This is a genomic window from Vicinamibacteria bacterium (assembly GCA_035570235.1).
In the GTDB taxonomy this organism is placed as follows: Bacteria; Acidobacteriota; Vicinamibacteria; order Fen-336; family Fen-336; genus DATMML01.
This window is the reverse complement of sequence record DATMML010000043.1, coordinates 100,206-113,578: the sequence shown is the minus strand read 5'-3', so window position 1 is coordinate 113,578 and position 13,373 is coordinate 100,206. Positions and strand designations below refer to the sequence as shown.

Below are 13,373 nucleotides of genomic sequence, written 5' to 3'. Positions count from 1 at the left end.
GCTAACCTGATGAGCCAGCGGTTTGCGGCAATGCGCCCGCTTCGGGAGGGAGTCACCGGAGAGACGAATCTACAAAGGGCCGTCGACAAAACGGTCAGTCGGTCTTGTATTCGTTAAGGCGGTTGTAGAGCGTCTTCAGGCTTATCTTGAGGACATCGGCAGCCTTCTTCTTATCGCCCTCGAAATGATCGATAGTCGTCAGGATGAGGCGTCGCTCCATCTCCGCGATCGGGGTCCCCACCCGCATCACCAGGCTCGAGGCGCCAGTCTCCTCGGTAACCCCGAGGGAGAGAGAGTCGACGCCTAGGTCCTCCTCGGCGAGGATGAAGGCGCGGTGAATCACGTTCTTCAGTTCACGGACGTTGCCTGGCCAACTGTGCCGGCGGAGCCGCTCTACGCATGCCCGCGTGAGGCGCTTGGCCGTCCCCTGGGCCGCGTTCAGCTCGCTCAGAAATTGCTCGGCTAGCAGCTCAATATCGTCAACCCGGGCTCGCAGCGCCGGAAGCTGGATGAGGAAAACGTTCAAGCGGTAGAACAGGTCCTCCCGCAGCTTGCCCGCCGCAACCGCTTCCTCGACCCGGCGGCTCGTGGCGGCGACGATGCGCACGTCAACCTTGACTTGCTCGCTTCCTCCTACCCGTGTGACCGCGGACGCCTCCAGGGCCCGGAGCAGTCTGACCTGGAGATCGGTGGGCATCTCCGTGATCTCATCGAGAAACAGGGTCCCTCGGTGGGCTCGCTCGAAGTACCCCTTATGCATCCGGTCGGCGCCGGTGAAGCTGCCGCGCTCGTGCCCGAACAGCTCGCTCTCGATCAGGGTCGCGGATACGGCGCCGCAGTTCAAGGGAAGGAACGCTTCCTTGCTCCGGCGGCTCAGGGTGTGGATGGTCTCTGCTACCAACTCCTTGCCGGTGCCGGTCTCACCCGTGATCAGGACACTGGCGTCGGTCCGGGCCACGCGGGCGATCAGGTCGTAGATGATCTGCATGGGAGTGGAGGCACCAATGAGCGGCCCGAATCGGCCCAGCTTACGCAGCTCGCTCCTCAGCGTTCCGATCTCGCCCTTCATCTCCAGGGTGCGAGTCAGGTTGCCCAGGGCCATCTTGACGCGGGCGAAGTCGACGGGCTTCGTCAGGTAGTCAGCGACGCCGCGGCGAAGGGCCTCCACGGCGGTCTCCACGCTCGCGTGCCCCGTGATCAAAACGACCTCGGGCGCAGTTGCGGGCTCGAGACCATCCAGAAGATCGAGCCCGCTGCCATCAGGCAAATAAAGGTCGACGAGCAGGATGTGGGGAGGATTCGTCCCGATCGCCTCGCGGGCTTGCTTCAAGGTGTGGGCACTGGCAACCGTGAAGCCCTCGCGCCTGACGAGTTCGGCCAATCCCTGCAGGAACCCAGGGTCGTCGTCGACGATTAATGCAGAGGGTGGCGCCATGGAGTCTAATGGCGGACGGAGAGGGGAAGCGTCATCCACGGGCCAACTCGGTAGCAGATTGTAGAGTGTACAGGGAGGGACTCGATCGCAGGCCGACGGCTGCATGACAAACGGCGGACCAGCCGCAGCCATCCGCGAAAGACCCTGGCTGGCTGAGTGGCACAGCGCTTGCTGCTGCACAGATGCCGGCTCGCGTAAGCGGCTTCCGCCGAGGAGGCGCTATGCTCTGGACAATCTGCGTGATTCTCGCCGTGATGTGGCTTCTGGGGATGGTCAGCTCGTACACGATGGGGGGCCTCATCCATGTTCTGCTGTTCCTGGCCGTGGCTGTGCTGTTGATCAATCTGATCCAGGGTCGGGGGCGGCCCGTCTTCTGATCCCGTCGCCGCAGCGGGGCCTGGCTGATGGAGGCTAGGCGCGGGCTCCTTCCTTAAACGTCGCCTCGCGAGGCGAGCTCGTCGACGTCGGGCGACGGAGCGTGCCGCACTTGATTTGGAGCTTGCGCCCGAGGAACTCGGTCGGAAGTGAGCTCTTATCCACGTCTTCAACCAGGGCGTGGCGATCCTATCCTTCCTCAATGCCGCCCACACTCTTTCGGGCCAGGGTGGCGATGACGGCGAGCAGGTGGACAGGGTCCACCGGCTTTGGGATGTGCCGCTGGAATCCGGCCTGGAGAGCCTTGCGATGGTCTTCCGCCCCGGCGTACGCCGACAACGCGGCCGCGGGGACCTGGCCGCCGCGGTCGACCGGCAGCATGCGCACACGGCGGATGAGAGAAAGGCCGTCCTCTCCCGGCATCGCGATGTCGCTCAGAAGAATGTCGGGGTGCAGGCGTTCGACAAGCTCGAGCGCCTCTCTCGCGGAAGCCGCGGTCGTGACGAGCATGCCATTCTGCTGAAGGATCAGCCTCAGGGCTTCACGGGCGTCCTCATCGTCGTCGACGAGCACAACCGTCAGGCCGGCCGGAGGAAGGCTGGCCTCGCTCTGAGGCGGTTCCCTCGTGCTCGACGGGCTCGCATCCCCCCCTTGGTGTGTCGCCAGGGGAAACAGCACGGTGAACGTGCTGCCCCGCCCCGGGCCGGGGGACTCCGCGCTCACCAAACCACCATGATGCCCGATGACGTGGCGTACCACATAGAGACCCAGGCCGAGGCCGTGATGGGCGCGAGTGCTCGAACTGTCCTGTTGGCGGAACCGCTCGAAGGCGAATGGCAAGAACCCAGGACTCATTCCCTCGCCGGTGTCGGTGACGCGGAGCCGGGCCTGCCCGTCGATGGCGTCCAGGCCGACCTCGACGCGGCCGCCGGTTGGGGTGAACTTGATCGCATTTGATAGCAGATTGGACACGGCCTGCTGCAGCCGGCCCGGATCCCCCATTGCCCAGATGGGGATCTCCCCGGAAGACCGCGTGAGTACGACGCCCTTGAGGGCCGCATCCGCAGAGGCGGTGTCCACCGCCACCCGGACCACCCCTCGGAGGTCGACGAGCTGCGGGGTGAGCATGAGCCCGCCGGCGGCGATGCGCGACGCGTGGAGCAGGTCTTCGATGATGCGCTCCAGGGAGCGCGCGCCGCGCTCGATGACCCCGAGGGCGCGCTCTCTCTCGGCGGGATGCAACGCACCTTCCTGAAGCAGGCCGAGCCATACGAGGATCGTACCCAGGGGTGACCGCAGCTCGTGGGAGAGCAAGGCCAGAAACTCGTCCTTCAAGCGGCTCGTCTCCTCTGCCCGCTGCCGCGCGGCCCCCTCCCTCTCCAAGAGGAGCGTTATGTCGCGGGTGACGCAGCGGCTGTGGACGAACCGGCCGCCCCGGAAGAGGCCGCTTGCGTCGATCAGGACGCTCTTGGGGGAGCCGTTCTTGGCCCGAAGGCGCGCTTGATAGCCTTCGACCCTCTCCCTGCGCGCGAGCCGGGCGAGCAAGTCCGCTGCAGCGTCGGGCTCCACGAAGAACTCCACGATGTTGTGGTCAATGTAGTCCTGCTCGGAGCACCCGACCATCTTCAGCTCGGCCCGGTTCGCCCAGAGTATGCGGCCTTCCGGACCCATCCAGCGCAAGCCGATCGTAGCCTGATCGAGAAACTCTCTAAGCTCGTCGTCGCTCTCTGGGAGACGCACCGTGTCCTCGGAAATCCGCGCTCCCTCCGCGGGCGTCCCGCCCATCATAGGTGGCGGGCCGCCAGGCTGGCCACGACGGTGACCAGCTCAGAAGGCTGCACGGGCTTAGCCAAGTGTAATTGGAAGCCGGCGCGAAGTGCACGGAGGCGATCCTCGGTTCGGGCATAGGCCGTCAGGGCCCCCGCGGGAACAGCGCCGCCCTGCTCGGATGGGCGCCGGCGCAGCTCGCGCATCAGCTGGTAGCCGTCGGTGCCCGGCATCTCGATGTCGCTGAGGAGCACGTCCATCGGCTCCTTTTCAAGCTTGTCAAGCGCCTGCTGGGCGGAAGAGACCGCCGTTACGCAGGCGCCCTGACCTTCGAGCACCTTTGCCACGAGCGCGCGGGCATCGTCGTCGTCCTCTACGATCAGCACCCGGAGCCCGGTTAGGTCCGGCGCGTCCTCCAGTCCTACGATCCGGTCCGCCTGCGAGTAGGTGCGCTCCCTGGAGGCCGCTGCGGTGAGGGGGGATCGGGGGAGCTTCACCGTGAAGGTGGACCCGTGGCCGCTCCCGGGACTCTCCGCGTGGATGCTGCCGCCGTGCAGCTCAATGAGTTGGCGCGCAATCGCGAGCCCCAGGCCCAGGCCGCGGTTGGCCCTCGTGCTCGAGGAATCTCGCTGACTAAAGCGGGTGAAGAGGTGGGGGAGGAAGTCAGCGTCGATGCCCAGACCGGTGTCGACAACGACGATCTCGGCCTGGGAACCGACGGACTCGACGCTGACACGAACCCGGCCATTCTTCGAAGTGAACTTGATGGCGTTGGAGAGGAGGTTCCAGAACACCTGCTGGAGGCGCTCAGGGTCGCCCATGACGTAGCTCCCGGCGGGATCCTGGATGAGCTGGAGACGTATGAGCTTGGCGTTGGCCGCGGGCGTCACCGTCCCGACCGCCGCCTTCACGACGGCCCCGATCTCCACGGGTCGGAGATCGAGCTGAAGCTTTCCGGTGACGATCCGTGAAACGTCGAGGAGCTCATCGATGATCTGGTTCTGCGCGGTGGCGCTCCGGATGATGGTATCTATGGCTTGCGCCACCTCGGCGGGAGCGAGTTTGCCGCGCTGGAGCAGGTGCGCCCACCCGACGATCGCCGTCAGTGGCGTCCGCAGCTCGTGCGATAAGGTGGCCAGGAACTCGTCCTTCACCCGGTTTGCTGCCTCGGCCGCCGTGCGCGCTTCCTGCGCCTCCCGATAGAGGTGCGCGCCATCCGCAGCGATGGCGGCGTGGGCCGCGAGGCCGGCCAGCAGGCGTTCGTCACGCTCCTGGAACATTCCGGGATCGGGATGCCCGAAGAAGAGGCCGCCCAGCAAACTGCCGGAGCCAGAGCGCACGGGTGCCGCAAGATAGCTGCGTGCGGGCGACTGGCCAGGCGGCATCCGTTTGAATGGCAAGCTCTGGCCGTAGCGGGGATCCCGCGTGAGGTCGTCACTCCGCGAGACTTCGGGTGGGAAGGGTGTACCAAAGGCGTCGGCATCTTGAGGCAAGGGAAAGTCGACGAAGGCATCCCGGGAAGCTCCCGAGACAAAGTGGGTCCAACCGTCGGACGCATCTCTGTACAAGAAGGCCCCAAACGCGGCGCCCGTGATTGCGACACCGGCCTCGGTCACGGCTTCGACCAGCCTCTCCATGTTGAGCTGGCCCGCCAGCGTCAAGCCGAGCCGGTTGAGGATCTCGAGCTCCGGTTGAAGCTCCTTGGCCCTACGGTCGGATTTCTGGCCGTTGCCCAGTGGGCCGAGGGCCCGCTCCGTGGACAGGCCGCCGGCCCTTTGGAGCCGAGCGCCGAAGACGCTGATGAGGCTGCCTTCGATCAGGAAGAGGGCGAGGTTGATGGCGTTCCCCGGAAAGCCGCGCGACAACGAGAAGGGGGGCGGCAAGATCAGACTCGCCAGAGCCGCGAGCAGCATCGTGGCCAGCGCTGGTCTGAATCCACCGTACCAGGCCGCAGTCATCACGGCGGCGAGGAACAGCAGAAAAGGGCTCTTCGTGTCGATGAAGGGATCGAGGGCGAGCTCAATGGCGGCGGCAAAGACGATAGCACCCAGGCCGATCGCGTAACCCCCAAGTCGCCCTGGCAATCCACCTCCCATCGGTTCCGTCCCTTGATGTGCAGCCAAGGGCCCCTTCTGACCGTGGACAGCGGGGGAGACAGACTGATCTGCGCTCATGTTAGTTTCCGGACCGCTCTGCCCTTCCCAGCTCCTGTTCGGGCAACTTTCACCTTTGATGGTGATTCGCGGCACCGAGCGCTTTGCCCCAGAAGCTTCACCCCGTCGCCGACACGGGGGCAGCAGATGAGACGTACCCCTGCAACCCGCGTGCCTACACCATCATGCCGCCTTCCGACGCAGCTCGGGCCCAGGAATTGAGCTAGACCGGTCCTGTGGGCGCGAGATCGTCCCCGAATGCTGGGTGAGGCGACCGAAATGAGCTGTTTGACGGAAGCTATTTTGTAGATTGTTCCTTCTGGAATGTCATTCATCGGAGCACCTGGTCGCACGGATAGGGCCAAAACCGCTGTACTCGCTGTGGCACGGAGGTTGCGGTATGCCCTTGGAAGGAAGCGCCCGCAACCGATGGGCTGCACGTCCGCCAGACCGCGGGCGCCAAGGCGCTATAAGGAGGCGTATGAGTTCAAGCAGCAAGCTAAGTCTGACCCTGGGCAGTGCCCTCTTAATGTGGAACCTTGCCGTTCAATCGGCGCACGCCGCCCGGCCCGACGCCTGGATAACGTCAAGGGCCAGGTTTGCGCTCCTCACGACCGACGGCGCGGGCCGCACGGCGGTGAAGGTCGATACCGAGCATGGGCAAGTCACCCTCCACGGGACGGTGAGCAGCCAAGGAGAGAAGGACAAGGCCGAGGCAGCGGTCCGAGGCGTCGAGGGCGTGACGGGCGTCCGGAACCTGGTGGAGGTCGTCCCGGAGACTCGCAAGGAGGCCGTGAAGGCCTCGGACAGCGATGTGAGGAGAGCGGTCGAGATCGCCCTGAAGACCGACAAGAACCTCGACGGGATCAACGTGGAGTCGGTTGACAACGGGGTCGTGCTCCTCGGCGGAAAGACCCAGGCCATCGCCCAAAGGCTGCGCGCGATCGAGGCCGCTTACGACTGCGCCGGTGTGCGGCACGTGGCCTCCAAGATCGAGACGAGCGAAAAGTAAGCGAGAGGGCGGCTCCTCTCCGGGGACGAGGCCCGGGAGGCGTCGCCCGGCCGGCGTCGTCGGAAATGAGGTCACATCCAGCGTCTTCAGGCAGCCAATCGCTCGAGGCGGGTCTGAAGCTGAGCCTCCGACAGGACCGCTAGACACCGAGCGAGAAGACGGTCGCGTTGAATCCTCAGCCTGATGAACCGTCATCCAGTTCTCCCACGAAACGCCCGGGGTCGGCCCCGCGATCCGCGGGGTAAGGGAGTTGCCGCGGACGATCCTCGCGTTGTCTCAGACCACGCGGCGGGTTCCCCTCTCTCTCAAGGGCACGTCACCGGGACCATCATCGACGGTGGGACCGGCACTGGCGTGGTGTTTGACCAACAAAGGCAGGCTAACCGGGCCGCTCACCCGGTGTGCAACAGGGTCAGACTCCAGCCGGGGGCGCGGCTCTGAGCGCCACGGGTCGTCATCCCTAAGAGGGGAGAGAAGGATGAAGAGAACGACTCAAGACGACGCGGCCTGCCCCTCAGCGCGGATCAGGCCGGGTCGACCCTGCAGTCGACGCCTTGGCCGCGGCGGTGGGCCTGCGTCCGGCGCGCCTCGGTTCAAGCAATGCGTCTGGGGCGGCGGAGGTTCTGGGGCCGGCGTGCAGCCATCCGGCTGAGGCGGGTGTGATCCGTCCGAGGACTCTGCAGGGGCCGGTGTCGTCCGGGACGATGTAGGCTCGCTCCATGACCGTGGCATAGCCGCCATCTGCCCGACGAAATCGGTACTCCTCAGTCCACGCGGCCCCGTGGTTCACGATGGTCGCTCGCTCGAGGGAGAGCTTGACCCGGTCGCGGTCCTCCGGGTGGATGCGGTCTTCGCGCCAGGCGGCATCGGTCACCCTCTCCGCGTAACCGAAGAGATCCTTCAGCGTGTCGCTCCACTCCACCCTGCCGCTGGCTAGGTGCCAGTCCCAGATCGTAGCCTGGGCGGCGTCGGACGGCGCCAGCCGGCTCTCACCGAACTCGAGCTCGTTCCGCGCGGCCGCGAGCGCGACGCGGAGGCGCTCCTTCCGCCGCCTGGCCTGCGTCCTCCTCGTGAGAGGTCCCTCCGGTACGAAGTCGCGGTTGCCGCCTAGTTGCGTGACTTGCGGTCGGGCGGCAGCCGCACCCGGATCGCCCTCATCGGTAGTCACTGCGATACATTCCTTGATCGTGTCAATGACCTTCTCCGGCCTCTGTCTTGTCTGCCCGGCAGGCTGTTCGAGCCGACCCTCCCGCTTCAACCTTGTATCGCCGGTCAGGGCTCCTGCGGCCTCCTTCAGGCGCCCCTTCTCTTCATCGGTCCTGCCGCTTGCCATGGCCGATCTCCCACTTACAGGTCGGCGATGCCCCGATGCAATCCATCAACCCCCCCGAGAGGAGGTGCTACTGCTTCCGGGCGAGGAGGATGCCGCCGACGATCGCGACAGCCACACCCGCCCAGAGCGGGACGTTCACCCTCTCTCTGTCCTGGACCTCGATCTTGAAGGGCCCGACACTCGCCTTTTCCGTGTTCTTGGTGTAGCTGAACCCGCCATAGGCCAGGGCCAGGATGCCCAAAACAAGGAGCACCGCCCCCAGGAGCCTCGTTCCCTTCATCTATGCCTCCCCGCGACGCACCCGCCGCTCGTCGACTCCCTCAGCGCAGGCGTCATGTTTGTCCCTTTGGGCGACCATGGTTGGCTGCGGAGGACGCTTTAGCTCGCCCCGCGATTGCCCGCCCACTGCTACAGCAAGAAGAGTGCCAGCAGTGGAGCTGGACCTCGGGCTCGCTGAGTTCCAGGGCTGGTTGACGTCCGGCCTCCAAATGGAGAATATGATTGGCGTCATGGGGCGCCGAGATCGGCGCCTGTCACCAAGGATTTTGGTGCGTGGTCAAGAAATCAGCGACTCTCTCGACTCTAGCCAAGGCTCCCAGCGGCATCCAAGGCCTTGACGAGATCACCGGAGGGGGCCTGCCGCGCGGGCGCCCCACCCTCGTCTGCGGCGGCGCCGGCTCCGGCAAGACTCTTCTCTCAATCGAGTTCCTCGTGCACGGCGTGGAGCTGGGCGAGCCGGGTGTGTTCATGGCCTTCGAGGAGACCTCCGAGGAACTGGCCGAGAACGTCGCCTCCCTGGGCTTCGATGTCCAGCGTCTCTCCGCCCAGAAGAAGCTGCTCATCGAGTACGTGCGCGTCGAGCGCAACGAGATCGAGGAGACCGGAGAGTACAACTTGGAAGGGCTCTTCATCCGCCTGGGTCACGCCATCGACACCGCGGCGGCCAAGCGTGTGGTGCTGGACACGATCGAGAGCCTGTTCGCGGGCTTGTCGAACATGGCCGTGCTGCGCGCGGAGCTGCGCCGCCTGTTCCGCTGGCTGAAGGACCGCGGTGTGACGGCCGTCGTCACTGCCGAGCGTGCGCCAGGGGGCCTCACTCGGCACGGGCTCGAGGAATTCGTGTCGGACTGCGTGATCCTGCTCGACCACCGTGTCACGGAGCAGGTATCCACCCGCCGGCTGCGGGTGGTGAAGTATCGCGGATCCAGCCACGGCACAAACGAGTATCCCTTCCTGATCGACGACGACGGCGTCTCCGTTCTACCGATCACCTCGCTGGGGCTACACCACGGAGCGTCTTCGGAGCGGGTGTCCAGCGGCATACCATCGCTGGACGCGATGCTGGGAGGCGGCTATTTCCGGGGAAGCACCATCCTAATCTCGGGGACACCAGGTACCGGGAAGACCAGCCTGGCCTCCCGCTTCGCGGAAGCCGTCTGCGACCGAGGCGAGTGTTGCCTGTATTTCTCGTTCGAGGAATCGCCAGGGCAGCTCTCACGGAATATGCGCTCGATCGGCATCGATCTAGGTCGTTGGCTAAAGAAGGGCCTGCTCCGCCTGGAGGCGGCCCGGCCCACCATCTACGGGCTGGAGACGCACCTGGCCTTTATGCACCGGGCGGTCCGGGAGTCCCGGCCGGCGGCGGTGGTCATCGATCCCATCACCGACTTTACGCTGACCGAGTCGCTGGCCGATAACAAGGCCATGCTCATGCGGCTCATCGACTTTCTCAAGTCGGAGGGCATTACGGTTGCATTCACGAGCCTCACCTCCGCCGGGGTCCACCCGGAGCAGACGGAGGCGGCAGTCTCCTCTCTCATCGATACGTGGATCGTGCTGCGGGACCTAGAACGCCAGGGTCGGCGCCGCCGCGTGCTCTGCGTGCTCAAGTCGCGCGGCATGGCCCACTCGCACGACGTGCGAGAGTTTCGGCTCACGGACCGAGGCGTCGACCTCGGCGACGACCAGCCCCCGCAGCTTAAGAAGCGCCCGGGAGGTCCGGCCCGTAGAGGGCAAAGGGCGTGAGCGTTGCCAAGAGGTCCCGCCCCATGTCCCGGGTGCGGGCTGCAGTCGCGAAAGCGAAGGCGGCCGAGCGCTGGGAGCTGCGGCTCTACACGGCGGGGCAGACGCCCAGGTCCCTGGCCGCCTTTGCGAACTTGAAGAGGATCTGCGAGACCCACCTGCGCGGCAAGTATCGGCTCGAGGTCATCGACCTGCTGGTTAACCCCGAGCTGGCCCGGGCTGACCAAATCATCGCCATACCAACCCTGGTCCGCAAACTTCCGCCACCAGTGAAGAAGCTCATCGGCGATCTCTCGAACACCGAGCGCACCCTGATCGGCATGCAGATCGTTCCGCAGGGGTAGGGAGATGACGCAGAAGGCGGAGCGCTCCGCGAAAGCCAAGCTGGAGTCGGCGACGGCGGCCCGCCGCTACGAGCTGAAGTTGTACGTGGCGGGTGCCACCGCCGCGTCGCTTCGCGCGATCGCTAACATCAAGGCCATCTGCGAGCAATACCTGAAGGGTCGGTACGACTTGAAGGTCGTGGATGTCTACGACCGGCCGGCGATGCTGCGCGTCGACCAGATCGTGGCGGTCCCGACGCTCATCAAGAAGCTTCCCCCTCCGATGCGGTGCCTGGTAGGCGATCTCTCGAGGACGGAGCGGGTGCTCAGGGGACTGGACCTCGTAGCGCGCACCCCCTAGCGCGATGCCCGTCAAGGCCAGAACCGACCGCGGTCCGCTGGGAGGAGAGCGCGAGCGGCTGCGTTCCCGAGTGGCTGAGTTGGAAGAGACCCTGCGCGCGATCCGCAGCGGCGAAGTGGACGCGCTGGTCGTGGAGACTAACGGGGAAGACCGGGTCTTCACGCTAAAGAGCGCGGACCATGCCTACCGCCTAATTGTGGAGCAGATGCAGATGGGCGCGGCCACGCTGTCCGAGGATGGAGTCGTGCTCTACTGCAACCCGTTTCTGGCGGCGCTGCTGGATGTGCCCGAGGAGGCGATCCTGGGCACGTGGCTGTCGCGCTTCCTCGACGGGCCGGGGGTGGCCTCCCTGACCGGGCTGCTGCAGGCCGCCGGGAGCGGGTTCAGCCGCGGCGAGGTCTCGTTCCGGAGGGGCGGAGGTTTGGTCCTCACCCAGGTCTCCTTCACCCTGCTGCCCCTCGAGGGCGCGCGTGTCTTCTGCTTGATCGTCACGGACCTGACGGACCGCAAGCGCCGGGAGGACGAGCGAGCGCAGCTCGAGCGCGAGCAGGTGGCACGGGCGTCGGCGGAAGAGGCGAACAGAACCGCGCAGGACGAAATCGACCGGCGCAAGCGCGTCGAGGAGTCGCTGCGCACGGCCCACGAGCAGCTGAGCACGGTGCTCGCGAGCATCACGGATGCGTATTTGGTCATAGACCACGATTGGCGCCTGCTCGCGACGAACTCCGTCGCCGAGAGTATGATCTTTCAGCGGCCGGCGTCGGAGCTGCTCGGGAGGGTTGTCTGGCCAACCTACCCGGAAGGCGCCGACCCCGAGTTCCAGCGGCAGTGTCAGCGGGCGGTGGACGATGGCCAAGCAGTGCATTTCGAGGCGCGGTCCGAGGTCGCGGGCCGCTGGTTCGAGGCCCACGCCTACCCTCGGGAGGATCGGCTTGAGATATACCTTCGCGACATCACCGAGCGCCGGCGGGCGGAGGAGGAGCGGGCCGCGCTCCTGGAACGCGAGCGTCTCGCGCGGGCCGACGCGGAAGCAGCCAATCGGCTGAAGGACGAGTTCCTGGCCACCCTGTCCCACGAGCTGCGCTCGCCGCTCCACGCCATCGTGGCCTGGTCGCACCTCCTGCGTGAGCCGGGCTCGGATCCCGGCACCGTGAGCCGAGCGGTCGAAGCGATCCATCGCAATGCCCAAGCCCAGGCCCAGCTCGTCTCCGACATACTAGATGTCTCGCGGATCATAACTGGCCAGTTCCGCATTAGCCGGAGTCCGGTGGGGCTGGCCGAGCTAATCGAATCGGCCGTGGACACCGTTCGGCTGGCTGCGGAGGCCAGGGGTATTCAGCTCAATCTGGCGATCGACCCTGCGGCCGGCGCCGTGTTGGGTGACGCGAGCCGGCTACAGCAGGTGATCTGGAACCTGCTGTCTAACGCCATCAGGTTCGCGCCCGTGGGGGGGCAGGTAGAGGTGCGGGTGGAGGCAGCCGGCTCTTGCATCGAGCTCTCGGTCACGGACGACGGCCCCGGGATCGATCCCGCGTTCCTGCCCTACATCTTCGACCGCTTCCGGCAGGCCGACGCATCGAGCACCCGGCGGCACGCCGGACTGGGTCTCGGGTTGGCCATCGTGCGGCATTTGGTAGAGCTGCATGGCGGGACGGTCGAGGCGCGGAATCGCGAGGGGCGGTCGGGTGCGGTGTTCATCGTCAGACTGCAACGGGGGCAAGGGGTCTCGATCGACACGACGCCAGCCGAGGGGAGGGCGCCGACCAAGGCGGGCCCGGAAGAGGCGCAGGCCGCACCATCGCTCGCGGGCGTGAGCGTGCTGGTGGTGGACGACGAGGAAGATACCCGGGAGGCGATGGCCATCGGCCTGGGGCGCTACGGTGCTCGTGTGGCCACCTCCTCCTGCGTCCGCGAGGCCCTCGACGCCCTGGAGCGGGAGCGCCCCCACGTGTTGGTGGCCGACATCGGCATGCCGGGCGAGGACGGTTATGCTCTCTTGCAGAGGGTGCGGGCGCTGCCCGCCGAGCGCGGCGGCGCGACGCCGGCCATCGCGCTCACGGCCTACGCCAGCGCTCAGGATCGGCTGGACGCGCTGCGGACCGGATTCCAGATGCACGTCCCCAAGCCGGTGACGCCAGGCGAGCTGGCCATCGTGGTAGCCAGAGTAATGGCGCCAGCCGGGCCTCGGGCTACCTCGCGCTGAGCCAGCGGGGCCCCCGGCACCTCGCCGGCGGGCCGCCTTTTGGTCGCGCGGAGTGGCACCGGGCGAGAGCCGGCGAACGAGTTCGCGATCTGAGTCCACGGACGGAAAGCAGATTGTAGATTGTTCCCCGGACTCGTCACACCTACGAGGGTGCGTAGTGCGCCCGGCGCAGGGCGCGCACGTGCACCTCCTGAACGCCCTCCTCGGCTATCCAGGGCCGTTGAGCCACTCCTGTGCCGCTTGAGTGAATCCACTCCGGTCCCAGCCCGCTGCCGTTGAGCGTCTGCGTCGGGCAGGGAGACGCGCTTGCCGCCCCCCCGCGGTCTCGGGGTGGCACGCTCGTTGCTCTGAGTTCCAAGGTACAGCTTAGGACGGGAGCGCCCGCTACC

The 13,373-nt window shown here is 66.3% G+C and carries 11 protein-coding genes; 6 read left to right on the top strand and 5 right to left on the bottom strand.

Annotated elements, in window-relative coordinates:
• Nucleotides 1-94: 94 nt before the first annotated feature.
• The gene (locus VN461_08530) at nt 95-1,435 is read right to left on the bottom strand and encodes a sigma-54 dependent transcriptional regulator (GenBank protein ID HXB54813.1); all 1,341 of its coding nucleotides are present in this window, start codon (nt 1,433-1,435) and stop codon (nt 95-97) included.
• A gap of 221 nt (nt 1,436-1,656) precedes the next feature.
• On the opposite strand from VN461_08530, the gene VN461_08525 reads away from it, so the two are divergent.
• Nucleotides 1,657-1,812 (top strand): lmo0937 family membrane protein, encoded by a 156-nt coding sequence (locus VN461_08525; GenBank protein ID HXB54812.1) that lies wholly within the window; start codon nt 1,657-1,659, stop codon nt 1,810-1,812.
• Between the two features lie 187 nt (nt 1,813-1,999).
• On the opposite strand, the gene VN461_08520 is transcribed toward VN461_08525, so the two are convergent.
• A complete protein-coding gene (locus VN461_08520; GenBank protein HXB54811.1) occupies nt 2,000-3,598 on the bottom strand; it encodes an ATP-binding protein in 1,599 nt (532 codons plus the stop codon).
• Complete coding sequence (locus VN461_08515; protein ID HXB54810.1) at nt 3,595-5,661, bottom strand: ATP-binding protein; 2,067 nt, start codon at nt 5,659-5,661, stop codon at nt 3,595-3,597. The genes VN461_08520 and VN461_08515 overlap by 4 nt, the downstream gene beginning before the upstream one ends.
• Nucleotides 5,662-6,211: 550 nt before the next feature.
• Between VN461_08515 and VN461_08510 the strand changes: the two genes are divergently transcribed.
• Complete coding sequence (locus VN461_08510; protein ID HXB54809.1) at nt 6,212-6,742, top strand: BON domain-containing protein; 531 nt, start codon at nt 6,212-6,214, stop codon at nt 6,740-6,742.
• A gap of 514 nt (nt 6,743-7,256) precedes the next feature.
• Here the strand turns inward: VN461_08510 and VN461_08505 are convergent.
• Nucleotides 7,257-8,075, bottom strand: coding sequence for a PAS domain-containing protein (locus VN461_08505; protein HXB54808.1), 819 nt, complete (start codon nt 8,073-8,075; stop codon nt 7,257-7,259).
• 67 nt (nt 8,076-8,142) lie between these two features.
• Complete coding sequence (locus VN461_08500) at nt 8,143-8,355, bottom strand: hypothetical protein (protein ID HXB54807.1); 213 nt, start codon at nt 8,353-8,355, stop codon at nt 8,143-8,145.
• A gap of 272 nt (nt 8,356-8,627) precedes the next feature.
• Between VN461_08500 and kaiC the strand changes: the two genes are divergently transcribed.
• From kaiC to VN461_08480, 4 genes are all read left to right on the top strand, one after another.
• Nucleotides 8,628-10,100: a circadian clock protein KaiC gene (gene kaiC, locus VN461_08495; protein ID HXB54806.1), complete on the top strand. Its 1,473-nt coding sequence runs from the start codon at nt 8,628-8,630 to the stop codon at nt 10,098-10,100.
• 23 nt (nt 10,101-10,123) lie between these two features.
• Nucleotides 10,124-10,441, top strand: a complete 318-nt coding sequence (locus VN461_08490; GenBank protein HXB54805.1) for a circadian clock KaiB family protein — start codon at nt 10,124-10,126, stop codon at nt 10,439-10,441.
• Nucleotides 10,442-10,445: 4 nt separating this feature from the next.
• Nucleotides 10,446-10,781, top strand: coding sequence for a circadian clock KaiB family protein (locus tag VN461_08485; GenBank protein HXB54804.1), 336 nt, complete (start codon nt 10,446-10,448; stop codon nt 10,779-10,781).
• A gap of 70 nt (nt 10,782-10,851) precedes the next feature.
• Complete coding sequence (locus VN461_08480) at nt 10,852-12,984, top strand: ATP-binding protein (GenBank protein HXB54803.1); 2,133 nt, start codon at nt 10,852-10,854, stop codon at nt 12,982-12,984.
• The last annotated feature ends 389 nt before the right edge of the window (nt 12,985-13,373 follow it).